At 32.5% G+C, this 23,924-nt stretch carries 18 protein-coding genes and 2 pseudogenes; 12 read left to right on the forward strand and 8 right to left on the reverse strand.

Annotation, left to right across the window (positions count from 1 at the left end; all coding sequences use genetic code 11):
* Positions 1-421: pseudogene (locus tag RM51_RS00005) on the forward strand (DNA polymerase III subunit alpha); the annotation flags it as partial.
* A gap of 66 nt (positions 422-487) precedes the next feature.
* Here the strand turns inward: RM51_RS00005 and RM51_RS00010 are convergent.
* On the reverse strand, positions 488-796 hold the full coding sequence (locus tag RM51_RS00010; RefSeq protein ID WP_039363593.1) for a HigA family addiction module antitoxin: 309 nt from the start codon (positions 794-796) through the stop codon (positions 488-490).
* A gap of 1,101 nt (positions 797-1,897) precedes the next feature.
* On the opposite strand from RM51_RS00010, the gene RM51_RS18920 reads away from it, so the two are divergent.
* The 6 genes and pseudogenes from RM51_RS18920 to RM51_RS19655 all read left to right on the forward strand — a co-directional run bounded on the left by RM51_RS18920 (position 1,898) and on the right by RM51_RS19655 (position 9,836).
* A complete protein-coding gene (locus tag RM51_RS18920) occupies positions 1,898-3,121 on the forward strand; it encodes a site-specific integrase (RefSeq protein ID WP_052248321.1) in 1,224 nt (407 codons plus the stop codon).
* 7 nt (positions 3,122-3,128) lie between these two features.
* Positions 3,129-4,121, forward strand: a complete 993-nt coding sequence (locus RM51_RS00025) for a tyrosine-type recombinase/integrase (protein ID WP_039364510.1) — start codon at positions 3,129-3,131, stop codon at positions 4,119-4,121.
* 2 nt (positions 4,122-4,123) lie between these two features.
* Positions 4,124-5,143: a tyrosine-type recombinase/integrase gene (locus RM51_RS00030; RefSeq protein WP_039363599.1), complete on the forward strand. Its 1,020-nt coding sequence runs from the start codon at positions 4,124-4,126 to the stop codon at positions 5,141-5,143.
* A 134-nt stretch (positions 5,144-5,277) separates the two neighbouring features.
* Positions 5,278-8,433 (forward strand): P-loop NTPase fold protein, encoded by a 3,156-nt coding sequence (locus tag RM51_RS00035; protein WP_039363601.1) that lies wholly within the window; start codon positions 5,278-5,280, stop codon positions 8,431-8,433.
* Between the two features lie 164 nt (positions 8,434-8,597).
* Positions 8,598-9,626: pseudogene (locus RM51_RS00040) on the forward strand (Y-family DNA polymerase); the annotation flags it as partial.
* Positions 9,627-9,683: 57 nt separating this feature from the next.
* A complete protein-coding gene (locus RM51_RS19655; RefSeq protein WP_262483689.1) occupies positions 9,684-9,836 on the forward strand; it encodes a DUF4113 domain-containing protein in 153 nt (50 codons plus the stop codon).
* A gap of 72 nt (positions 9,837-9,908) precedes the next feature.
* Here RM51_RS19655 and RM51_RS00045 read toward each other — a convergent pair whose 3' ends face one another.
* Positions 9,909-10,523: a YdeI/OmpD-associated family protein gene (locus RM51_RS00045; protein WP_039363603.1), complete on the reverse strand. Its 615-nt coding sequence runs from the start codon at positions 10,521-10,523 to the stop codon at positions 9,909-9,911.
* A gap of 5 nt (positions 10,524-10,528) precedes the next feature.
* The gene (locus RM51_RS00050; RefSeq protein ID WP_039363605.1) at positions 10,529-11,662 is read right to left on the reverse strand and encodes a serine hydrolase domain-containing protein; all 1,134 of its coding nucleotides are present in this window, start codon (positions 11,660-11,662) and stop codon (positions 10,529-10,531) included.
* 82 nt (positions 11,663-11,744) lie between these two features.
* Here RM51_RS00050 and RM51_RS00055 point away from each other — a divergent pair, with 82 nt between their 5' ends.
* Positions 11,745-13,046: a M48 family metalloprotease gene (locus RM51_RS00055; protein ID WP_039363606.1), complete on the forward strand. Its 1,302-nt coding sequence runs from the start codon at positions 11,745-11,747 to the stop codon at positions 13,044-13,046.
* 24 nt (positions 13,047-13,070) lie between these two features.
* Here RM51_RS00055 and RM51_RS00060 read toward each other — a convergent pair whose 3' ends face one another.
* On the reverse strand, positions 13,071-14,597 hold the full coding sequence (locus tag RM51_RS00060; protein ID WP_039364514.1) for a hypothetical protein: 1,527 nt from the start codon (positions 14,595-14,597) through the stop codon (positions 13,071-13,073).
* 82 nt (positions 14,598-14,679) lie between these two features.
* Entirely contained in the window at positions 14,680-16,221 is a 1,542-nt protein-coding gene (locus RM51_RS00065) for a glycine--tRNA ligase (RefSeq protein WP_039363609.1), read from the reverse strand.
* A 213-nt stretch (positions 16,222-16,434) separates the two neighbouring features.
* Between RM51_RS00065 and RM51_RS00070 the strand changes: the two genes are divergently transcribed.
* Both RM51_RS00070 and RM51_RS00075 read left to right on the forward strand, forming a co-directional pair.
* On the forward strand, positions 16,435-17,130 hold the full coding sequence (locus RM51_RS00070; RefSeq protein WP_039363612.1) for a pseudouridine synthase: 696 nt from the start codon (positions 16,435-16,437) through the stop codon (positions 17,128-17,130).
* 469 nt (positions 17,131-17,599) lie between these two features.
* Complete coding sequence (locus RM51_RS00075; RefSeq protein ID WP_039363614.1) at positions 17,600-18,637, forward strand: quinone-dependent dihydroorotate dehydrogenase; 1,038 nt, start codon at positions 17,600-17,602, stop codon at positions 18,635-18,637.
* Positions 18,638-18,820: 183 nt separating this feature from the next.
* Here RM51_RS00075 and RM51_RS00080 read toward each other — a convergent pair whose 3' ends face one another.
* Positions 18,821-20,065, reverse strand: a complete 1,245-nt coding sequence (locus RM51_RS00080; protein ID WP_039363617.1) for a DUF445 domain-containing protein — start codon at positions 20,063-20,065, stop codon at positions 18,821-18,823.
* A gap of 134 nt (positions 20,066-20,199) precedes the next feature.
* Here RM51_RS00080 and msrB point away from each other — a divergent pair, with 134 nt between their 5' ends.
* Both msrB and RM51_RS00090 read left to right on the forward strand, forming a co-directional pair.
* On the forward strand, positions 20,200-20,643 hold the full coding sequence (gene msrB, locus RM51_RS00085; protein WP_039363620.1) for a peptide-methionine (R)-S-oxide reductase MsrB: 444 nt from the start codon (positions 20,200-20,202) through the stop codon (positions 20,641-20,643).
* A gap of 128 nt (positions 20,644-20,771) precedes the next feature.
* Entirely contained in the window at positions 20,772-21,527 is a 756-nt protein-coding gene (locus RM51_RS00090) for a murein L,D-transpeptidase catalytic domain family protein (protein WP_039363623.1), read from the forward strand.
* 196 nt (positions 21,528-21,723) lie between these two features.
* On the opposite strand, the gene RM51_RS00095 is transcribed toward RM51_RS00090, so the two are convergent.
* Both RM51_RS00095 and RM51_RS00100 read right to left on the reverse strand, forming a co-directional pair.
* Entirely contained in the window at positions 21,724-23,091 is a 1,368-nt protein-coding gene (locus RM51_RS00095) for a HAMP domain-containing sensor histidine kinase (RefSeq protein WP_039363626.1), read from the reverse strand.
* Positions 23,088-23,777: a response regulator transcription factor gene (locus RM51_RS00100; protein ID WP_039363629.1), complete on the reverse strand. Its 690-nt coding sequence runs from the start codon at positions 23,775-23,777 to the stop codon at positions 23,088-23,090. The genes RM51_RS00095 and RM51_RS00100 overlap by 4 nt, the downstream gene beginning before the upstream one ends.
* Positions 23,778-23,924: the final 147 nt, after the last annotated feature.

The raw sequence follows: 23,924 nt of genomic DNA on the forward strand, positions 1-23,924 counted from the left end.
AGGCTCCGTTTTTGTAAAAGACCTGTTGACATTTCACAAAAGACAGGTGAAAATGTTGGCATATCTGATTTCAAGGAAACATGTCCCCACTAAGAAAGGAACCATGTACTTCGGTACCTGGATCGATGCAAACGGGGAGTATTTCGATACGGCACATTTTCCGGATAGTCTGAAGCAATACAATTTTCAGGGGGGAGGATGTTATTTATTGCTAGGAACGGTGGAAGTAGATTTCCATTTTCCCACCATTACCATTCACAAAATGGTAAAAATGCCCATGATTCCCGATCCTCGGTATTCTTATGATAAGGAAAAACAGTATGATATCCACCGCCAGATTAAAGAAGATGTCAGCATGACTGATAGAAAACCTTATCCTCAGGCGCATGAGATTGGATTACTAAGACATCGAATTAATTAGCAATAGTGAATTTTAATAATCTGTATATCCAAATTACTGTTACGGCAAAACGAGGATGTTTTTTTATTAAATGTGTTTAAACTTATTAAGTTTAATCTGCTTAATCTCGAATTCTTTTTCTGCTTCTCTCAAATAATAAGTACTCTGAAGTTTTGTCCAGAAACTGGCACTTCCTCCAAAAACTTTGGAGATCCGTATAGCCATCATGGGATTAATTGGACTTTTGCCATTAACTATTTTAGATAAAGTATATTGTTTTACTCCTAGAAGATTGGCAGTTCTTTCAATCGTTAGATTATTGAATTTGATAATCTGATTTGAAAAAATTTCGCCCGGATGTGTATTATGGTTAATTCCACGAGCTAAACGTTTCATTTGATATAAATTTTTATGAAATTGAAATTTATGTGTTGGGGCAAGAAATAATAGTACAACAAACTAAAATTAATTAGGCTGTCTCTTGTAAATTATTTTTTCTTGTATTTATATTTAAGCTCAATGTGTTTATTTATGACGTTTAAATAATAGAATTGTTTATCTCTATTGTAACATTCAAAAACAAGTTTGTTATAATATTCTTCAGTCGGTATACGGTATCCAGAAAATAAAGGAATAATATCGTATTCATTTACTTTTTCCTTTATAAAGTTGACTTGTAGAAATGGTTCTATTTGGTAACGTTTCAATTGATATAGGGTATCAACCAGTTGTTTGGACAGCTTTTTTATTTTCTTTTTTCGTGCCATTACTTTTAAGTATTAAATAGAAAGGCGTGAAGCTAAAGCCAATCCGTACAAGAGGTACTGCGAAGAACCCGATAACCAGAGAGACTTAGCCCACGCCAATATAAGGCACGGGCGTAAGTCTATCGATTTTGGTTATCAAAAGAAGATTCGCAGTTTTCTTGTACCAAAACGATAGCTTACGCTTTTTCGTTAATTTATTTTTCTAGGCAAAGATAAAGTATCCATTACTATAAATGGATATAAAATTAATTATTCAGCAAATTTTGTGTTCGCGTAATTCGTTATTAAATAAATACTTTGTTATGTGTTTGTAAGATGTATGTACGACGAACATAAAATATATTAGTTGTGTAACTAATATATTGAATTTGTAATTTTGTGTAACTTTTGTTATGGATTTGATTTTTTTGTCGTAGAAGACTAATCGTTTTTTTGTAAAAATATTAGCTTTATACAGGATTTTTTGTAAATTCGCTTAAATAAAAAAATCTGTTAAGTATTGGCCCACTAACAGATTTTAAATTTTTCAGTTAAAAGAATATATGGAAAAAAGAGAATTCTTTTATCCCCTATATCTTATTTAGCAAATGTAAAAAATATCGCTGATATAAAAAAATATCTGCGCTAAATTTTCCTCATGAAATTTGCTAGAAACCATAATATTGATATGGAGGGATAATTGTCATTCTTTTAATTATTTAAGAAAAACAATTTTTAACTTTTATATATTATGGAGAAAAACATCCACGAATTACATTCGCAGCTTGAAACGTATATTAAAGAGAATATATATTCAAGCAGTATGATTGAGCGTCTATCAATCGAATACAAAAGGCTTCTGGCATACATGAAAGAAAAATCAACCGAGATTTATACGCCGGAATTGGGAGAGATCTATTTAAAATATAGAGACACAATTATCAAGAAGCGTACACATCACCATTATGATGCACGCTATGTTACATTGCTAAATGGAATGCTTCAGGATCGATGGATATTAAAAATTTCCCGAACAAAGTATGATGCACCATTTCCTGGGAGAATTGGTTCTTTTTTTACAAAGTTTCTTGAAGAGCACGTAGCTGAAAAAAGATTAAAAATATCAACAAGAAATAATTATTATCGAAGTCTTTACAAATTTTGTGAACGAATGGAGTATGAAAAGGTAATAGAATTAAAAGATATTACTGCTGAAAAAATTCTTGATTTTATGTCATCCGTAAGAAATTGCAAAGATCACAGTGCAATAATATTAAGGGCAGCACTCAAAAAGCTTCATGATAAGGGGATGATAGATCGTCGCACTTCAAAGATATTAGATCATTTAAAAATTAGAGTAAGAAATGAAATCCAAACATACTTTACAGCTGATGAAATTTTACGGCTTGAGCAAAGTATAAATAGAACTATACCAAAAGGCAAAAGAGATTATGCTATGATTTTATTAGCGACTAGATTGGGGTTAAGGTCTTCTGATATTAGATTTCTTCAATTTTCGAATATTGATTGGAAAAATAATATAATTCGTTTAGAACAGTTCAAAACAAAAGTCCCTATTGAGTTACCTTTATTAGTAGATATTGGGGAAGCATTAATTGATTACATCAAAAATGGTAGACCTAAGATAAAATCAAAGGATGTATTTCTAAGAGCTAATGGGCCATATACAACTATGACTAGCACTGCCTTTCACAATAATATACGCAAATACTTAAAAAGAGCTAATATCGACTATAGCAATAGGAAGCATGGTAGCCATGCATTACGGCATAGCTTGGCAACTAACTTATTGAAAAATAGAGTTCCAATATCAATAATTTCAGATGCATTAGGACATTCGAATACAACAGTAACAATGGATTATTTACATATAAGTGTAGAAAATTTACTTGAATGCTCTTTAGATGTACCAATGGTTGATAATAATTTTTATTTACAAGCAAATTTTAAATAAAATAAGTATGGATAAAAAATTTGTATATACGAGTAAGTTAGCGCCTTATATAAAAGGGTTTTTAAAAGAAAGAGAACTTAAGGGATATAACTCATCTGCTATTAAATTTATTTTTTTAGAGATTGATAAATTCTGTAATGAGTATAATATTCAGGATGATTATATTAAAGAAGAGACAATTGATAAATGGAGAAGTACTAGGCCGAATGATAGTGACCGCTCTTTATATATGAAATATAACGCTTGGATTCAATTAGGTAATTATATGCGTGATTTAGGTATAGACTGTTATGTACCAATTCCCTACAGAAAAGGAGCAAAAAATAATTATATCCCATATATTTTTACCCACGAAGAAATTAACACGATATTTTTACTGTCTAATTCTTTAAAGATCCGTTATCAATACTCAGGAACAATGATCTTTACCATGCCAGCAATACTTCGATTACTTTATAGTGCTGGATTAAGAATTGGTGAAGCTTTAGCAATTAAAAATAAAGATATCGATTTTGAGAAAAGAACAATAGTAATAAACGATTCTAAAAATAATACACAAAGACTCGCAGCAATAAATGATTCGTTATTGCCAGTATTGCTACAATACAAAGAGTTTAGAGACAAAAATCCAATAGAAAAAATTCTTGTACCTGAGTCGCCATTTTTTGTTACACAAAGAGGAAAGAGCTGTCTGGGAGAAAGTGTTAGGCGCTGGTTTTCTGATATTTTAAATACAGCAGGAATATCTTCAAAGCTAGGAGGAAATCCTCCGCGAATTCATGATCTTAGGCATACGGCTGCTGTTCATAGCCTTGCAAAGATGGTTCGTAATAACATAGATGTTTATTGTGCATTACCTATGATTTCGGTGTTTTTAGGTCATAACGATCCAAGGTCAACCAATAATTATGTTCGGCTTACAAACGAAATGTTTCCTGGAATAATACAGCTAGAACATCCGACGTCTCTAATTTTTCCAAAAATCCCAAAAAGTGAATAGTTATGACGGATTTTGCTAAATACTTACAAAGTTTTTTCCATAAATATCTTCTTGGAAATTTTGGGGCTTCATCCAATACGATTAGAGCATATAAAAAAAGCTTCAGTTTGTTGGTGTCATTTATGACTAAGGTAAAAAATATCCCTCCTCATAAATTAGAATTAAAACATTTAAATAAGCAATCCATAGAAGATTTCTTAATGTGGCTTGAAATACATTGCAAAAATTCCATTTCAACAAGAAATAATCGTTACGGAGCCATTTGTTCTTTTTGTAAATATTTACAATATGAAGTACCAGACAGATTAGCTGAGTGGCAAAATATCCGATCAATTAAAAGTAAAAAAGGATTTTCAAAAGTAATGAATTACTTGTCTGTAGAAGGTATAAATTTATTACTTGAACAAGCGTCTATGGAAACTTTGGCGTCTCGTCGGGATTTAGCTATGTTAGCATTGTTATATGATAGCGGGATGCGAGTTCAGGAGCTTGTAGATCTAAGCCCGTCATGTGTAAGGTTTGAATATCCTTATCATATAAGAGTAACAGGTAAAGGTAATAAGCAACGAGACATTCCTTTGCTGAAAGAACAAATTAATTTATTGGAACGATATGTCAAAGAGAATCATTTGCTCAGGCCTGAAAGACAATTTAGCCCTTTATTTTTTAATCGAGGAGGAGGAAAGCTTACTCCTGCAGGTATAACTTATATTTTAAAGAAATACGCAAAAAGTGCTAGAATAGTTAATAATCAACTGATTCCTGAAATTATTAGTCCTCACGTGTTTAGGCATTCTAAAGCAATGCACCTTTTACAAGGTGGAGTTAATATTGTTTACATTCGAGATATTTTAGGACATGTAAGTGTACAAACGACGGAAAGATATGCAAGAGTTGATTCAAAACAAAAACGAGATGCTCTTGAAGCAGCTTATCAAGATGTAATTCCTGAAAAAGGAAGACTTGGTTCTTGGGAAGGAAATGATGATGAGATAGATTTTTTAACTAACTTAGGAATATAACAAAAAGGAACTACTGATTTTGGTAGTTCTTTTTTTAATGCGAAATGATATTTTTTTTATTTACCAATAATAACAGGGTGGAAAATTAATATTACATTTGAGAAAACTACTAATAACCAGATAATAATTTAATTATGAGTAAAATTTATCCTAAATTTTTAGGAAATCAACCATTGGGTGAAGATCAATTCGAAGGTAAATCGCAAGATTCAATGGCCGGAATTATTGCGGGAAGTGTGGTGAGCTCTATTCATAATATTATTGGAATTGATGGGAATTGGGGATCAGGGAAGAGTAATTTAGTGAAAATAGTAGAAGGCAAGTTAAAAGATAAGAACTACTTTTTTTTCATTTATGATGTGTGGGGACATCAAGAAGATGAACAAAGAAGAACAATATTAGAAGAAATAACGGAATATATAAACTCCAAAAATCTTGTTCAAAAAGATAAATGGGAAGAAAAACTTAAGAATTTACTTGCTAAAAATAAAGAAACAACGACTAAGAAAAAACCGGTTTTAAGCTTAGGTATTATTCTTTCATTGGTTGCATTACTATTGATTCCATTTTTTAAATCATTTGGAGATGAAATTAAATCTGATTGGAAATATTTAGTATACCTAAGTCCAGCATTGATTTTATTTTTTGCTTACTTATATTACTTTTTCAAAAATTTTAATTCTACTGAAAATGTTTATTTAATTGCTGGAATTAAATTATTTGAAATCTACTCTAAAGATAAAATTGAAGAGACAACTTATGTTACTATAACTGAAGATGAACCTTCTGTAAAAAAATTCAGGGATTGGATTTTAGAAATTGATAAAGACTTAAAAGAGAATAAAGTTATACTTGTATTTGATAATTTCGACAGACTCCCGAAAGATAAAATCTTAAAGCTATGGTCTTCAATTCACATATTTTTTGCTGAGCAGAAATACAAAAACATTAAAGTAATTATTCCTTTTGACAGGGAGCACATAAGAAATGCTTTTGAAGATTTAAATCCTAAGGGAAATTCAAGTGAATTCACTAATTATGCAGAGGATTACATAAACAAAACATTTGACATTGTTTACCGCGTTGCTCCCCCAATCATGTCTAATTGGAAATTTTTTTTCGAGGGTAAATGGAGGGAATGTTTAGGTGAAAATTTTAAACAAGATGAATTTGTTAGAACAGTTCAAGTGTATGAACTTCTAAATAAGAAAATAACACCTAGAGAAATAATAGTCCTAATAAATGAAATAGCTACGCTTAAATTAGTTCATAGTGATAAAATCCCTGCACAATATTTAGCACTTTTTGTACTTAATAAAGATTTAATTCTATCAGATCCTATCGTGGAAATAGTTAGTCCATCATATTTAAGAGGACTTGATTTTATTTACAAAAAAGATGAAAATTTACCAAAGTATATTACTGCAATTGTTTATCAATTAGATCCAGATGATTCTTTGGAAATCATATACTCTAAAGAATTAAGGGATGCGTTAATGAGTAAAAATACCGATAGTTTAATGAAAATATCGCAAGCCAATTTCTTTTCAAAGATATTAGAAACTGAATATTCAAAAATTTCAAATGATTACTTACCGAATGTAATTGAAGCGTTAAACAGTCTCAATGACTCTGCATATGAGAATAAAAACGTTGAGGAATTAATTTGGGAAGACATAATAAATAATGTTGGGAAAGAACTAAAAAATGATACTCACGAATTTCAAGAATATCAAGGCATTATAATTTCAAGAATTAAAAAAGATAGTGATATAACAGAATACTGTAAATCCATCTGTAAAGAACTAGCTTACGAAAAAGATTGGGATTCGATGAATTATATTAATAATATTGATATACTTGATAAATTTTTAAAAAATAAAGGTATTAATGTAGATGTTTTAAATATATTGGAAGATTTTACTACCGATAGTGTAGACGATTTTTTAAAAATCCTGAAGGATAAAAAAGAATCCTATTCAAAATACAAAATTAATGTAAACTCTGCAGAATTAGATCTGTATTTATCTAAGATTGGAATAAATGATCTTGAAAATATTGAGGAAATTAAAAATATCAATATTGCTAAATATGGGTTGCCAAAATTTAAAAACACATTAAAATCTTATCTTCAACAGTACTATAGTAATAATACACACTTGAAAAATATTATTAGTTTTTTAAAGATATTTGGCGAACTTGTTAATACTAAAGATATTTCAGATTCAGAGTTATATAGTCGATTTGTTAGCTTAACTTCTAACGATGATTTATATTATGATATTATAGGAATTAGATTGTCCCGAACTTTAAATTTATCAGGATATCAAAGTTACTTTCAGGGTGTCATGAACGAAGTAGAGAATAATTTTGTTGATAAAGTAGCTAAAAAAATATTAAATTATATTGAATATGGTAATCTTTTACTAAAAATCGATGAGTTTAAAGACGTTCCACTATATAAAGAAGTAATAAAGAAGCTAACAGTAAGTAATTATGGTAAATATAGATTAGGATTAAATGAAGTTCTACCCAAGTTTGAAGATATTTGTTTTAATACGGAATTAGAACCTGATCTATTTATTAAGAAATTAAATGATTGGGATTCTGCTGTTGTAAATGTAAATACAGTAAATAAACTAACACCATTTTTTTTCGAAACTGCAGTTAACAATAATAATGCACTTGCAAACCGTTGTATAGATCTCAAAAATGATTATTTCGAGAATTTTACAAATGATAATTGGATCATTACGTTTGATAAGAGTAATTCTAAAGACTTCAAAATTTTACAAATAATTGAATACAAGAGTTGGTCTAGCGAAGCTTTGGAGGCCCTAAAATATGTTTTCAAAGAAAAATCCTCTAAAATAATAGAAAATGTTACTGAAGAACATGATATTTTTAATGATTTAATTACTTCTTTTGAAGAAAATGGGCATAAATTTAAGAATACTTTTGATACTATAAGAGATGAGTTTATTAAAACTGGAAATATGGATAATAACAGATTTCAGTTTTATGCAGAATGGCTATTTAGATATTCAAATTTAAAATCAGAAGGAGTTGTAAGAACTATTTTTAAAATTGATCTGTTAAAAAGTAGTGAATGTATTGAAATTATGAAGAAAAATGCTAAAAAGTTAAAAACAATATTGTTGGTAAATAGTGAAGAAGCTGAAGATTTAAAAAACGCTATTGTTGAAAAGTCTGAAATTAATAGCTCTATAAAGGAATTGGGAAATTTGTTAGGTTTTGTAAAGAAACAGAATAGTACTGATAAAAAGTAAATTAAGAAATTTTATTTTAGTGTCAAGTTTGGCATAATCTCGTCCTTTTATCAAAAGTGTAATATCTATTACGAATGTTTATATGTTTGATTTTGTGTTATTTATGTTTTCTTCTTTCGATATCATTTAACTTTTGATAAACTGAATTATCGAAAGCTTTTGATAACTCCTGTGAAAGAACTTTGGATCCGAAGCTTGAAAATAAACCCGTTGTGGTACTTTCCAACAACGACGGGTGTGTTGTGTCCCGAAGCCAGGAAGCAAAAGATTTGGGAATTCCAATGGCGGCTCCGGTTTTTAAATATAAAGAGCTTTTTAAAGAACATGATGTAAAAAGTTTTTCTGCAAAATTTGAACTGTACAATGCAAAAAGTCAGGAGGTGATCAGTATTGCGAAATCATATGTTGTAGAACATGAGGTTTATAGTATTGATGAACTTTTTTTGAATCTTACAGGGTTTAAGTACATCAGTATTTATGAGTATTGTCTTGAAATTAAAGATAAAATTTGGCAAGAAGTAAACATCCCGGTGAGTGTCGGAATTGCTCCTACAAAAACACTTTGTAAGGTTGCTAGCAGAATAGTGAAGAAAGATCCTGAAAGATTTAATGGGGTTTTTGCCTTAGATACTCCCGAAAAAATAGAGAAAGCCTTAAAATGGCTGAATATCGCTGATGTTTGGGGAATTGGAAGAAAGCTGGCTGTAAAAATGCAGGACAATGGAGTTTTCAAAGCTTGGGATTTATTACAGAAACCTGAAATGTGGGTTCGCAAAATTATGGGAATTCACGGGGTAAGAATGGTGAATGAATTAAAAGGAATTCGTCAGTTGGAGCTGGATGTTCCTTCTCCGAAAAAATCCATTGCAGTGACGAGAAGCTTCATGGAAATGCTGACAAAAAAAGAAGAAGTTCGTGAACGGGTAGAAACTTTTGGGATGTATTGTTCGGAACGGCTAAGAAAGCAAAATACCTGCTGTAAAATGGTGACGGTTTTTGTTCAAACCAATCGTTTCAGAAAAGATTTACCTGAATATAGAAAAGCAATGACTCAAATTCTTCCCAATCCGACAAATTCTTCAATTTTGATTGGAAGAGTGGTGAATGAATTATTTGAAGCTATTTATAAAGACGGTTTCCATTACAAAAGAGCGGGTGTTTTTGTGAATGACTTTGTTCCTGAAGACCAAAGACAGATCAGTCTTTTTGAAAAAGATACTCAAAACCAACATTTGCCTGTTATGAAAGCCATGGATGCCATGAATAAAAAATTTGGGAAAGATAAAGTACGTCTCGGAAGTATGAGCGGAGAAAACACTTTTGGACGCGCAAAATTATCTCCGGAATATGAAGCATTCTTAAAAAATAATACCCTTCCTGAAGCGAATTTTAGATTCCACTAAGATTTTAGTTCTAGAGATATGGGATTCGTGTTTCGAGATATGATTTATTGTGTTCGAAATCTTCTTAGCCGATTACTTTTTACTCATATATTTCCAGTTTCTCGCTTTCCCTTCAGAAATCCATTCTATGGCCTGTTCCATACGTTTGTTTCGGGTAGCTTCTGTTTTGGCTTCTGTAAGCCAGTTGATATATTCTTTTCTGAATGATGGCGAACCTTTAGTAAATACTTCTAAAGCGCTTTTATTTTGTTTCAAAGAATTTTGAAAATAATCAGGAACTTCTGTTTCCGTTTTTGAAGGAGCTGCCTTTTTCAGAGTAACTCCCATATCGGTAAGCTCCATCGCTTCAAGAATCATTTTTTTTAGCAATGGTTTTGGAGGAAGGTCTTCCACTTTTGTAATTTTCCCCAAGCTGAACATATTGGTTTTTTCAACGTCGGTTTCAATGTTTTTTAACGTTTTCATTTCATCATGAAGCCAAAATCCTAAGCTGCAATAATGTTTAAATGAAACCATAGAACAAAGGATCTTTCCTTTATACATAAAAGTGGGGAATTTCCATTTGATGGCTTCTTCTATATCCGGACATACTTCGTGAACGATTTCGCGGATATAATGTAAAATTGGTTTTGCAAAATCCTGAGATTTTTCAATATACTCATCAACTTTTATATTGTAATGTTCCATAGTGTTTATTGAAATAGTTGTACGGTTTCATTAACGAGAAACTTCACCTGATCTGGTCTTCCTCTGTCTGTTTTAGGGAGGTTGTTATAACTTCCGGTTCTTACGATCACCATATTGTGTTCTGGGATCATAATGATATATTGTCCTTGAAGTCCTAAGAAATAATAATGTTTTATTGGATTGTCATTATTGATCCAGAATCCCATTCCATAAATTTCTTCTGATTTTTGTGTCGGGGATTTCATCTGATTAATAAAATCAAGATTTAAAATCTGTTGGTCATCCGCTTTTCCATTATCTAAAAATAATTGTCCCAATTTTGCAAAATCTCGGGAATTAGAATGAATACAGCAGTAGGTTTTTTCCATCCCGCTTTCATCAGTACTCCAGTCTGCATGTTGTTCCATTCCCAACGGAATCCAGAATTTTTCGGATAAATAACTTGCCAATGATTGGTTAATAGCCTTTCTCACAGCAAAACCTAAAAGTTGTGTCGAACCGCTTTGATATTCAAATCTTTCCCCCGGATTTTCTTTGAATTTTCTTGAAAAAGTTGCATCGATAAGACTTTTCCCGTAGTAAGCTTTTGCATTGGGTAAAAAAGGATTTTTATAATCTTCATCCCAATTCAGGCCGGCTTCCATCTGGGCTAAATTTCTAAGCGTTAATTGATCTCCGAATTCTTTATTCTTAAATTCTTCAAAATAATTGGAGAATTTATCATCAATACTTTTTATTTTACCTTCTTCGAGAGCTTTTCCCAAAAGCATGACTGTCACTGCTTTTGCCATAGAAAAAGAATTGGTTTTTGAGAGCTGATTATAACCGTTCCAATATTGCTCATGAACCAGTTTTCCGTTTTTTACCACAATAAAAGAAGCGGTATTGGATTGAATTAAATCATCAACTATGTTTTTCGGTAATTCAGTTTTATTATATTCAGGAGCTTCTTCCCAAAGTTTTGGAGTTTTCGTAGCGATGAGGTTGCTTGAAAATAATTTACCATCGTCAATATTCGCGCTTGATTTTCCACGCAGATAGGTTTTTGAAATACCATTGAAAAGATAGGCATATCCTAAAAGATACATTGCAGCTATAATAGCAACAATAACGGTGACGAAATAAATAAAAATTATCATATCGATTGATCTGTAACAAATTTAAAATAATTTTAAAAACATGAAGCGAAATGATTTATTTTTGTGATTATTTGATGAAAATATGATTAAAAAAATTGTTTCTTTTTTATTCCTTTATGGCTTTATACTCTGTTTTGGACAGGCTTATAAACCGCTTGATACGGCAGACTATATCAAGAGAAAAGAATTCCTTAAAACTTTTACTACCGACAATGAAAACCTTATTACGAAAAGTAAATCTACTTATTCCGGGAAAAGAGGAAGTGAGTTATCAAAAATCTATAAAGACCTTGAAAAAGACTTTGAAAAACAGGTGAAAAATAAAGATTTTGTTTTCAACTCTGTATTTGAGGGAAAAGCTAAAAGCCTGATTGCCCGTTTAAAGAAAAATAATCCTCAGATTCCACAAGGCTTGACAATTCTTATTGCAAAAGATAATACACCTAATGCATATTGCTTTGCGGATGAGGTTTTTGTGATTAATATGGGACTGTTTAACTGGCTGGATAATGATGATCAGCTCGGAGCCGTGATTTCCCATGAATTAGGGCATAAAATATCCGAACATTCTTTGAAAACCTTTTTACAGATGATCGATCAGGATCAGCTTGATAAAATTACACTTCAGGACATTAAAGCGACAAAAGAAAACCGCAATTCGCGGGCTTTTAATGTCATGAAAAATAGAATTTATAAAAAAGGAGCTGAAAGAAGAAAGGATGAAATGCAGGCCGATTCTTTAGGATATGCAGTTTTTAAAAACAGCGATTTTAAGAAAGCAGAATTCATCAATACATTGAAAAGGCTTCAGGATTTCGATACAATTTCACCAAGAGAATTAAAAGTAGAAACGTATAAAAAGTATTTTAATCTTCCGAAGCAGGAGTTTAAAGATAAATGGCTTAAAAAAGAAGATTTTTCATTGTATAACTATAATCATTTTAAGGAAAAACTGAATAAAGATTCATTGGCTTCACATCCTGAAGTGGTGTTGAGAATTGAAAAGCTTAGAAAAACGTTTCCTGAATTGAAAAATGATGTGGAAGCTGAAAAAGCATCAGAATCTTATGAATCTTTGGCAAAAATTGCAAGAATGGAAACGCTTCCTAATTTATTTCATTCCGAAGATTATGGAGTGGGAATTTATACAAGTCTGCAGTTTTTACAGGATGGGGAAGAGGAAGAATATTATAAAGAATGGCTGGGAAAATGTTTTGTTAAAATTTATGAAGGAAGAAAAAACTATAATCTTAACCGATATTTGGATAGGGTAGATCCTAAAAATCAAAGTGAAAGTTATCAGCAGTTTCTCAATTTTATGTGGAATTTAAGCATGGATGAGATCAAAAATATTGCAGAGTATTACCAAACGAAAAAATCCTGACCGAAGGTCAGGATTTTTTTATCATTAGTAATTTAATCTCTCAAGTCGTACTTTATTGAACTTTTCTTTTTCGTTGTATTCTCTAAGCAAAATATACCCTTCTTTTGCTACGTAAGGCGTCACTACAAAGTTATCTTTTTCAGAAATAGGAATAATCTCCTGCTTGAATTTTCCATCGATAACCGTATTAATGAAAAGGTTCCATTTTTTCTCTTTGGTTACCTGATCTTTTTTGTAATCACGGAAGAAGAAAACAACGTCTTTTCCATCATTCAGATATTGTGAAAACAAGTAATCACTGTTTACCCATTTAGACTTTTCCTTTTCAAAAACCTGAACATCTTTTACCTTAAAGTCTTTATCCGTATTAATGTAGACTAAATCCGTTGTTTTAGGAGCGTTGTATTGTCCTGCCGGTTTAAATTTTTCAGAAAGGATTCCTACACTGCCATCACTCATAAAATAAACGTCTTTGGTTTGAAGAAAATAACCGTTTTCTACGCCGCCATCTGCGCTTAGTTTTGGAATGTGATTAGATAAATCAGGCTTATAATTTAACGTTTTAAGATCGACGTTATAGTTATTTTTATCCAAAATAAATCTTGCAAATCCTTTATCGCCTTTGTCGAAATTTCGTCCCATTAATACCACTTTATCATCGAAATTCTTATCATTATCCAGCTTTTTTCCGCTGGAATATAACGCATCAATATTATAAATGGTTTCCGGAGTAAGACCTGTGATAGGCTGGTTTGAAAGCTCTTTTCCAGTTTTCATATCGATAACTAAAAGAGAAAAAGTTTTGTCATCATCATTTACTTTTCTTAAAATTCCGTAAAGGCGATTCTCGTCTTTTTCGAGTAGAGTAAGATCTGAAAATACCTTTTTGCTTCCATCCGTATTGTAACGGTATCTCCAGACTTCTTTTTTATTTTCGTCAAATTTTATAAGGCTGTTTTTGTTTACATATTTGCCGTAATCATTGTATTCTAGGGCAAAATAACCCCCTTCTTTAATTTCTCCTACCGAAGAAACATAGTTGTAGCCTTTATCTTTTTTCTCTGCACGATTTTCTTTTCTTTCCTCTTTAAAGCTTTTAGGCTGATTGATTTCTACGAAAGTTCCATTTTCAAGATAATCGTAATAGACTTTTGGCTTTACCGTATTGGTTTTAGGATCTATAACCATGGAAACAGGCATTGCCGCATCTTTTGCAAACGCTTGAAGATAGTTGAAATCTGAAGGACGAAGAATGATCTGTCCTTTAAAATCTACATACCCATAATAATTGGAAACTAAAAGATTAGATTCAAATTCGTTATTCGCAACCGGATTTAGGTTTTTATCTAAAAGCACATATTCGAACTTTTGAGTTTTTTTATCTGTTTTTCCGTAAGAATACAAAGAAACATAGCCATATAGATTGTCTTTAGAATCGAAAAGGGCATTCATTCCTACGTTTTCTCCTGAAGCTAAAGCTGCTAAATCCTGAGTCTGAGAATAGGCGAATGTCTGAATCAGACCAAACATCAATAGTGTTATTTTTTTCATGGTTAAAATTTGAGAATCAAAAATAACAAATTCAGGTATATGTTGATAAAAAATAAAGCCCTGATTTCTCAAGGCTTTACATTTATATTTTTGAAAGTAAATTTCTGAAGTTCGTTTTCTCGTCAATGATTCTTCTCAGTTCAGAAACCGGAACTCTTTCCTGTTCCATCGTGTCTCTGTCTCTGATCGTCACGGTGTGATCTGTTAATGAATCGTGGTCGATAGTGATACAGTAAGGCGTACCGATCGCATCCTGTCTTCTGTAACGTTTTCCGATCGCATCTTTTTCTTCATAGAATAAATTGAAATCGTATTTCAAGTCATTGAAGATTTTTTCAGCATATTCAGCTAAACCATCTTTCTTCATTAATGGAAGAATAGCCGCTTTAATTGGAGCTAAAGCAGGAGGTAAAGATAATACTGTTCTTTCTGAACCATCTTCTAATATTTCGTCTTTTAAGCAATGAGCGAAAATAGAAAGGAATAATCTGTCTAAACCTACTGAAGTTTCAACAACATAAGGAACATAGTTCTGATTTCTTTCAGGATCGAAGAACTGAAGTTTTCTTCCTGAGAATTCTTCGTGAGCCTTCAAATCGAAATCCGTTCTTGAGTGAATACCTTCCAATTCTTTAAATCCGAATGGGAAATTAAATTCAATATCAGCTGCCGCATTTGCGTAATGAGCCAATTTTTCGTGATCGTGGAATCTGTAATTTTCATTCCCTAATCCTAAAGCTAAATGCCAGTTCAGACGTTTTTGCTTCCATTGTTCGTAGAATTCAAGTTCTGTTCCCGGAGCAACAAAGAACTGCATTTCCATTTGTTCAAACTCACGCATTCTGAAGATGAATTGTCTTGCAACAATCTCATTTCTGAATGCTTTTCCGATTTGGGCAATACCAAAAGGAAGTCTGTGACGTGAAGTTTTCTGTACGTTTAAGAAGTTGACGAAAATACCCTGAGCGGTTTCCGGTCTCAAATAAAGATCCATCGCAGAATCTGCAGAAGCTCCTAACTTAGTTCCGAACATCAGGTTGAATTGTCTTACTTCCGTCCAGTTTTTAGAACCCGTGTCAGGATCAGCAATTTCCAATTCTTCAATTAAAGCTTTTACATCAGCAAGATCTTCATTTTCCAGAGATTTTGCCAGTCTTGAAAGAATAGCTTCTCTTTTTGCTCTGTATTCCAATATTTTCGGATTCGTCGCTTCAAACTGAGCTTTATCGAAAGACTCACCGAATCTTTTCGCTGCCTTTTCGATTTCCTTTTTCTCTTTATCTTCAATTTTTAAGCAGTAATCTTCCACCAAAACGTCTGCTCTGAAACGTTTTTTAGAATCTTTATTGTCAATCAATGGATCGTTGAAAGCGTCTACGTGGCCCGATGCTTTCCAAGTGGTTGGGTGCATCAAAATTGCTGAATCAATGCCGACAATATTTTCGTTAAGCTGTACCATCGCTTTCCACCAATATTGTTTGATATTATTTTTTAATTCGGCACCGTTTTGTCCATAATCATAAACAGCGGATAAACCATCGTAGATCTCACTCGAAGGGAAAATAAAACCATATTCTTTAGCGTGAGAAATCACTTTCTTGAAAACATCTTCTTGCTTTGCCATAATTTTTTTCGTCTGAAGTGCAAAAATAGCAATTTGAATCCCAATTCCATGAGATTCAGTAAAAAAAGCGATGAATAATAGTTCAAATATTGATAATTTATTTTTCAGGAGCCGGGAACCTGCTTTTCGCTATATCTTTTGCTGAACAAAGTGAAGCAAAAGGATACCGCTGCAATCAGGGCTAGATCGGTTGAAAATTTCTACTTTTGCACCATGTTAGAAATTCTTTATCGAGACGAACATCTTATTGCCATCAACAAGCCCAGCGGATTATTGGTTCACAAATCTTTTTATGCCGGAGAAGCCGATACGTATGCGATTCAGGAGTTGAGAAAGCAGATTGGGCAAAAAGTGTATCCCGTACATCGACTTGACCGAAAAACTTCGGGCGTATTGTTGTTTACTTTAGATAAAGAAACGTTAAGAATCATGAGCGATCAGTTTGCCTCAAGAGAAGTCGAGAAGAAATACATTGCTATTCTTCGTGGCTGGGCAAAGGAAGAAGAAACGATTGATTACGATTTAATTAACGAAAATGAAGTCAAACAAAATGCTATTACTTATTATCGCCGTTTACAAACTTCGGAAATAGATCTCCCTTTTTTAAAGCATCAGACTTCAAGATATTGTTTGGTAGAGGCGATTCCTGAAACGGGAAGATTTCATCAGTTAAGAAAGCATTTTAAACATATTTTACATCCTATTTTAGGTTGTCGAAAACATGGCTGCAATAAACAGAACAAATTGTGGCTGCAGACATTTGGCATCAACAAAATGACGCTTCATGCTCATCAATTGATTTTTAATCATCCTGTTTCTCACGAAAGAATTACGGTAAATGCTGTGATAGATGATGAATTTAAAAGAGTGGGAGGGATATTGAATTTCGATTTGAGTTTGTATTCTTAATTTCTTACTAAGATGCAGTTTGTCATGCTGTAAGCATCTAGATATAGTATTAGAGAATTATCTGTAAAAATTGTAGCTTGGATTCCTACGGAATGACAACCTTTGAGAGTATTTGATATTATTAAAAAGAATTACCATTGAAAGTAGAATATAGTTCAAAATAAAATATAAAAAATAATTTAAACGCAAAGATTTTATTTGTATAGCTTTCTATTTTGAGAGCAAAAACAAATAAATTTGTTTTGTGAAGCTTGAACGTAGTGCTTCATCCAATCAACTTGTTGATTCCTACTTTGCACACTTATATATTGTGCTTTTTAGAATAAAATCTTTGCGTCAAAAAACAATCCCGCAGATTTTACAGATATTGGGTTTTATAGATGCCATTGATAATACATTTTTTCATAAAATATCATAGGGTAACCAACCATTAATTTTAAAATGAGTATTTTTGTAAAACTTTTTTTCAATGTACAAATCGCTCATTCGCCCGATTCTTTTCAAATTCGATCCTGAAGAAGTGCATCACTTTACTTTTTCAATGCTAAAAAATTTTGGATTCCTTACCAAATTATTTTTCCCAAAACCTATTGAAGACAAACATCTGGAAAGAGAAGTTTTCGGATTGAAATTTAAAAATCCAGTAGGATTGGCTGCCGGTTTCGATAAAAATGCAGTTCTTTTTAATGAATTGGGAGATTTAGGTTTCGGATTCGTAGAAATCGGAACGGTCACTCCAAGAGCTCAAGCCGGAAATCCTAAGAAAAGATTATTCAGATTAATTGAAGATGGCGGAATCATCAACAGAATGGGATTCAATAATGATGGCTTACAAGCGGCGATCGAAAAACTGAAAGGTAACAAAGGAAAAATCATCATCGGTGGAAACATCGGAAAAAATACAGATACAGCACCGGAAAATTATACTCAGGATTACCTGGATTGTTTTGAAGGACTTCATCCTTACGTAGATTATTTTGTACTGAATGTAAGTTGTCCGAATGTAGGAAGTCACGCCAAACTGGAAGATGTGGAATATCTTCGCGAGCTGATTACTGAAGTTAAAAAGATCAATCAGTCAAAAGCTGTACAGAAGCCGATTTTACTGAAAATAGCTCCGGATTTAAATAACAATCAATTAGACGAAATCATTGAACTGATTGCTGAGACGAAAATCGACGGGATTGTAGTTTCCAATACATCCGTGAATAGAGAAGGATTGAAAACTTCTCCCGAAGTGTTAGCACAAATCGGAAATGGAGGATTAAGTGGAAAGCCTATTCGTGAGAGAAGTACAAAAATGATTAAATATCTTGCAGATAAAAGCAACAGAGCTTTCCCAATCATTGGAGTCGGAGGAATTCATTCTGCGAAAGATGCAATAGAGAAACTGGATGCGGGAGCTACTTTGGTTCAGTTATATACAGGATTTATTTATGAAGGCCCGGAATTGATTAATGATATCAATAAAGAGGTTTTAAAAAGAGCAAGTCGTTTACCAAAATAATTTTCAAACAATGAATATTATAATCTTAGCCATTTTGAATATATTTCTGATTTCAGCATTGAAATTTTTATTTCCTGTAATGAAAGAAATGAGAATTGGAACCGAAGATTTTTATCCCAATCTTTTTAGAAAAATATTTAAGAAAAAATAGAGAGAGCTTTGAGCTCTCTTTTTTGTTAATGGTTAAAGGAAAAAATGAGCAATTGTATAAATAATCAACCCAACCAATCCACCAACTAAAGTTCCGTTGACGCGGATGAACTGAAGATCTTTTCCAACTTCCAGTTCCAGTTTTTCACTTAATTCCTTTCCCTGCCAGTTTCCGACCGTAGAACTGATGAGGTTCCCGAATTGATGTGTGTTTTTCAGGATATATTTATAAGCCGTTACGCGAATCCAATGATCTATTTTATTTTGAAGATTTTCGTCCGTCTTTAGATTTTGCGAAAATTCGTTCAGGTTTTTTGAAATATAATTTTTTAAAGAAGACTGATCTTCCTGTAATTCTTTTTTCAATGTATTTTTAATGGAAATCCAGATGTCATTTGAATATTCATCAAGTTTATTCCCTTTTAAAAGATCATTTTTAATGTTTTTAAACTCGTCTTCCCATTTCGGATCCTTTTTTAGCTCGTTGGAGAACTCGTAAATTTTTCGGGTAATCAAAGCTCTGATTTCATGGTTGGGATCTTCTTCCACTTCTTTAAAAAAATCTGAAAGCCCGCTCGCAATTTTATCAGCAATTTTATTGTCGACAAAAGCCGGAATAAAAGAATAGCTTCCTTTTTTTACGCGTTCCTGGATCATTTCATCATTTTCAATAATGTAATTTTTGATCTGGGAAGAAAGATTGGTAATGATTTTCTGATGATCATTTTTGTCTAAAAGATAAGTGATTCCGTTTCCGAGAATGACGTTTAATTGAATTGAATCCGTCATTTCTGAAACTTTTTTGCTGATGAAATGACTCACTTCAGAATCATCAAGTTTATTTAAAATATCTAAAACAATATCTGAAAGATTTTTAATTAAGATCTCCTGGTTTTTTTCTTTTACCAGCCATTCCCCTACAAAGCCCGAAATCTTTAGTTTCTGAATATAAGGACGGATATTCTGAGGAGAGAGAAAGTTGTTCACTACGAAACTTCCCAGATTGTCTCCTAATCTCTGTTTGCTGTTTTCAATAAGATTGGTATGTGGAATAGGTAAACCAAGCGGATGACGGAATAATGCGGTAACAGCGAACCAATCCGCTAAAGCACCCACCATTGCAGCTTCAGAAAAGGCTTTGACATAGCCGATCCAATGAGAATCGTTGGTTTTCTGTAAAAGAGTGGTCACGATAAAAATCACCGCCATCAGAAGGAATAATCCGGTGGCAAAAGCTTTATATTTCCTTAATTGTTTTCTTTTGGCTTCATCATTCATATGCTCAAATTTAGTAAATTTGGTTGTGAACTTATGATCTATTCTCACCACAAAAGTCATAAACGGAAGAGATAAAGCTTTTATGACTTTTGTGGTTTAATTTAAATTATCAAAAAAATAGTTAAAATAATTCTATGGAAAACCAAGCAAAAAACAATCCATACTATTCCAGAACCGATACTTCGAAACTCGATATTTCCAATGAGGAATGGAAAAAGATCCTCGCTCCGGATTTATATGCGATTTCAAGAGAAGCGGCAACAGAAAGAGCTTTTACCGGAAAATACAATGATTTTGATGAGTTGGGAGAGTATTATTGTGCCGTTTGCGGAAATCATTTATTTCGTTCGACAACTAAATTTTCCAGCAGTTGTGGTTGGCCAAGTTTCTTTGAAGCAGATAAAGAAGGCGTATATTATAAAAGAGATACCGCTTATGGAATGGAAAGAGTAGAGGTACTTTGCAAAAGATGTGATTCACATTTGGGACACGTCTTTGATGATGGTCCGAAACCTACAGGACTGCGCTATTGCATGAATTCTATAAGCTTGGAATTTGTTCCGGATTCTGAAAAATAAGAGAGTTTTATTCACAGAATCAGGAAGTTAAATTTTCTTAAATTGAGTTAAACTTTGTGGAGTTATTCCTGTTAGGTAATTATGTTTTAATACATTTGCTGACTAATTTGGATTTAACATAATATTGAATGAAAGGATTTTTTAGTTTATTAGGTATTGTTTACATGGTAACTACGTCATTCTATTTGTCTCCGAAAAAGGCAATTGTAAAGAATGAAATTGGTACAAAAAAAATTGAGAGAGTAGCCACGAAATCTGAGAAAATCACTGAAAATGCAGTGTCTTCATCAGAAGCATTATACAAGTCTATAGCGTTTGAACAAGGGCATGAACTTAACGAAGAAGTTTTCTTTAAAGCTTTAACAGGTTTTGAGAATTTAAAGAAAGCTGGTTTGCTTAATTCGGAGTCGCATTTACTTACGGTATGCGATTTTTCTATGTCTTCGAATACAAAAAGACTTTGGGTAATTGATATTAATGAAAAAAAGGTATTATTCAATTCACTGGTTGCTCACGGAAAAAACACAGGTGAAGAGTTTGCAACGAATTTTTCCAACACGGAAAGCTCGCTTCAAAGTAGTTTAGGTTTTTATATAACCGATGCTACTTATAATGGAGACAACGGATTTTCTCTGAGACTGCTGGGAATGGATAAAGGATTTAATGATGCAGCGTACAGAAGAGCAATCGTTATGCACGGTGCGGATTATGTAAGCGAAGGCTTTGCAGCCATGCACAAAAGAATCGGAAGAAGTTGGGGATGTCCCGCTGTTCCAAGAGATCTTACACAACCGATCATTAATACTATAAAAGGAAGAAATCTTCTCTTTATTTATTATCCTGATCAGAATTACCTTTCCAAATCGGAATGGTTGAAAGCATAAAACAAAAGCAGTCTGTTACGGACTGCTTTTTTATAATATTTAATTAACCACAAAAGTCACAAAAGCTATTTAATGTTTTTTAAAAAGAATAAAATCATAGATTTTTTTCAAAGCTAATATGTTCTTTTTTGCAGTGTTCTTTTAACTTTAAATAAACTACGGTGTTAGATCTTTTGTGACTTTTGTGGTTGAATTTTTATGAAGTAAATTTTATTGTAAAAATACTTCCTTTTGAAGGTTCAGACTGTAGTGAAAGTTTTCCCTGATGCATTTCCACAATTCTTTTTACAATCGACAATCCGATACCGTTTCCTTTTTCATAATTCTTATTGTTTCCGCGATAAAATAAATCGAATATTTTGGACTGATCTTCCTCAGAAATACCAATTCCGTGGTCTATGAAACGAATTTCCAGATTATTGTTTTGTACCTCAATCTCAACACGACAATTTTTATCCGGCGAATATTTGCAGGCATTTTCCATTAAATTAAGAAAAGCAATCTGCAGCAAATACGGGTTTCCATGAAAATCATAGTTGCTCTCATCTTTATCCGCAAGATTGTCCATATAATGAATCCCTATTTTATAGGTCGGATTTTTTTGAAGTAAAGCCACTTTAGCATCGGCCAAAATCTCATCCAGACGAAGATCTACAAAGCTGATTTGAGAAACATCATAACTCGCCCGCGCGAAATCGAGCAGAGCCGATGAGAGTTGTGAAGCATGATTGGCGTCCTGCAAAGCATTGTCAATTGAAATTTTGTAATCGTCTAATGTTACATTCAGTTCTTTAGCAAGCTCAAGCTCAGCGATTAAGGTCGAAAGCGGGGTTCTGAATTCGTGGGAAATAGTCGTTACAAATTGTTTGTGATTGTTGAATGATTTTTCTAAACGGTTAAAAGTTGAATTAAAAGTTTCGGTGAGCTCGTAAATTTCATCTTTTGCTTTTGGAACGACCAGTCTTTTGTTGAGGTTATGTTCCGAAATATCGCGGATCTGAAGAATAATATCTTTTAAAGGTTTTAGCGTGTAATAGGAAAACAAAAATCCAATGATGAAAATAATTAAAATTGAAATGATGTAAATAATAATGATGTCTTTCTTAAATTCTTCAATATGAGCGTTTCCGGTAACATCTACCGCGCTTCCGATAATGTAGAAATTCTCATGATTGAATTCATATTTAAAGGCCATATATTGGCGGTCTTTCCGTTGCCAGGTTATTCTGTTTTTTTTCGTTTTAATTAATTGATTTAAATAATACTGATTTTTTGAAGACGGTTCAATATCGGTAAAGATCAGTTCTTTTTTACTGTTGTAAACGCTGATATCGGCTTCATTCAGGAGTTTCTTATTGCGCTCGTGCAGCTCTCGGATTTTGGCATCATCCATTTTCGCATCAAAAAGAAATTCTGATCTCCAGGTGATTTTGTAACCCAATCGGTCATTAAATTCATCTTCTCTGTTTTTTTCAGAGACAAAATACAGGGTATACGCAAAAACAAAAAGAATTCCTGCGGTAAGAATGGCGTAGTTGAGGGCAGTTCTGGTCGCTATTTTCATAACTGATGTGTAAAAATGAATCCCATCCCGGGTTTGGTATGAATCAGTTTTTCATCGAAATCTTTGTCAATCTTTTTTCGGAGATACGCGATATAAACATCAATATAATTGGTTCCGGTATCAAAATGATTTCCCCATACATTCTCGGCAATTTCTTCACGGCTCAGAACCCTGTCTGCATGGGTCATGAGAAAAACCAACAATTTAAATTCTTTTGGAGTCAGGCTGATTTCTTTTTCGTTTCTGAAAACACGGTTCGTATTGGTATTAACAGTAAGGTTTTGATATTCAATTAAATTTGAAGAATCGCTTTTCTTAGGAGAAGATGATTTTCTTAATAAAACCGCTTTTATTCTTGCATATAATTCTCTTATTTCAAAAGGTTTTACCATATAATCATCAGCTCCGGCATCAAACCCTTCAATTTTTTCATCAATTGTTCCTAAAGCTGTAAGCATAATGATGGGCAGATCAGGGTTTTTCTGTTTGATGATTTTACTTAATTCAATACCGTTCATTTGCGGAAGCATGATATCGGTAATGACGAGATCAATGGCAATTCTTTCGATCATGACTAAGGCATCTTCTGCATCTTCCGAAATATAAATTTTGTAATCCTGACTTTCCAGCCCTCTTTTTAAAAGCGCAGAAACACGGGCATTATCTTCTATAATTAAAATGGTCATGTGAAAAATAATTTCAGAACAGATTTTCAGGTTTTATTTTGAAATACTATTGATAGCTGACTGATTATCAGCCGCTGTTTAATTTCTTGTACAAAGGTATTCCATATTTTCATTTTTAAAGAACAGATTTATTCTTTTAATGATTTT

It is taken from the genome of Chryseobacterium taiwanense (assembly GCF_000813825.1).
Lineage (GTDB): Bacteria > Bacteroidota > Bacteroidia > Flavobacteriales > Weeksellaceae > Chryseobacterium > Chryseobacterium taiwanense.

What these genes read in the sequence shown, in the direction of transcription:
- RM51_RS00095 (WP_039363626.1), bottom strand. Translation starts at nt 23,091, where the DNA reads ATGAAAATAGCGACCAGAACTGCCCTCAACTACGCCATTCTTACCGCA.
- RM51_RS00080 (WP_039363617.1), bottom strand. Translation starts at nt 20,065, where the DNA reads ATGAATGATGAAGCCAAAAGAAAACAATTAAGGAAATATAAAGCTTTT.
- RM51_RS00055 (WP_039363606.1), top strand. Translation starts at nt 11,745, where the DNA reads ATGATTAAAAAAATTGTTTCTTTTTTATTCCTTTATGGCTTTATACTC.
- RM51_RS00010 (WP_039363593.1), bottom strand. Translation starts at nt 796, where the DNA reads ATGAAACGTTTAGCTCGTGGAATTAACCATAATACACATCCGGGCGAA.
- RM51_RS00100 (WP_039363629.1), bottom strand. Translation starts at nt 23,777, where the DNA reads ATGACCATTTTAATTATAGAAGATAATGCCCGTGTTTCTGCGCTTTTA.
- RM51_RS00065 (WP_039363609.1), bottom strand. Translation starts at nt 16,221, where the DNA reads ATGGCAAAGCAAGAAGATGTTTTCAAGAAAGTGATTTCTCACGCTAAA.
- RM51_RS00045 (WP_039363603.1), bottom strand. Translation starts at nt 10,523, where the DNA reads ATGGAACATTACAATATAAAAGTTGATGAGTATATTGAAAAATCTCAG.
- RM51_RS00025 (WP_039364510.1), top strand. Translation starts at nt 3,129, where the DNA reads ATGGATAAAAAATTTGTATATACGAGTAAGTTAGCGCCTTATATAAAA.
- RM51_RS00035 (WP_039363601.1), top strand. Translation starts at nt 5,278, where the DNA reads ATGAGTAAAATTTATCCTAAATTTTTAGGAAATCAACCATTGGGTGAA.
- RM51_RS19655 (WP_262483689.1), top strand. Translation starts at nt 9,684, where the DNA reads ATGGATGCCATGAATAAAAAATTTGGGAAAGATAAAGTACGTCTCGGA.
- RM51_RS00070 (WP_039363612.1), top strand. Translation starts at nt 16,435, where the DNA reads ATGTTAGAAATTCTTTATCGAGACGAACATCTTATTGCCATCAACAAG.
- RM51_RS00075 (WP_039363614.1), top strand. Translation starts at nt 17,600, where the DNA reads ATGTACAAATCGCTCATTCGCCCGATTCTTTTCAAATTCGATCCTGAA.
- msrB (WP_039363620.1), top strand. Translation starts at nt 20,200, where the DNA reads ATGGAAAACCAAGCAAAAAACAATCCATACTATTCCAGAACCGATACT.
- RM51_RS00050 (WP_039363605.1), bottom strand. Translation starts at nt 11,662, where the DNA reads ATGATAATTTTTATTTATTTCGTCACCGTTATTGTTGCTATTATAGCT.
- RM51_RS00060 (WP_039364514.1), bottom strand. Translation starts at nt 14,597, where the DNA reads ATGAAAAAAATAACACTATTGATGTTTGGTCTGATTCAGACATTCGCC.
- RM51_RS00030 (WP_039363599.1), top strand. Translation starts at nt 4,124, where the DNA reads ATGACGGATTTTGCTAAATACTTACAAAGTTTTTTCCATAAATATCTT.
- RM51_RS00090 (WP_039363623.1), top strand. Translation starts at nt 20,772, where the DNA reads ATGAAAGGATTTTTTAGTTTATTAGGTATTGTTTACATGGTAACTACG.
- RM51_RS18920 (WP_052248321.1), top strand. Translation starts at nt 1,898, where the DNA reads ATGGAGAAAAACATCCACGAATTACATTCGCAGCTTGAAACGTATATT.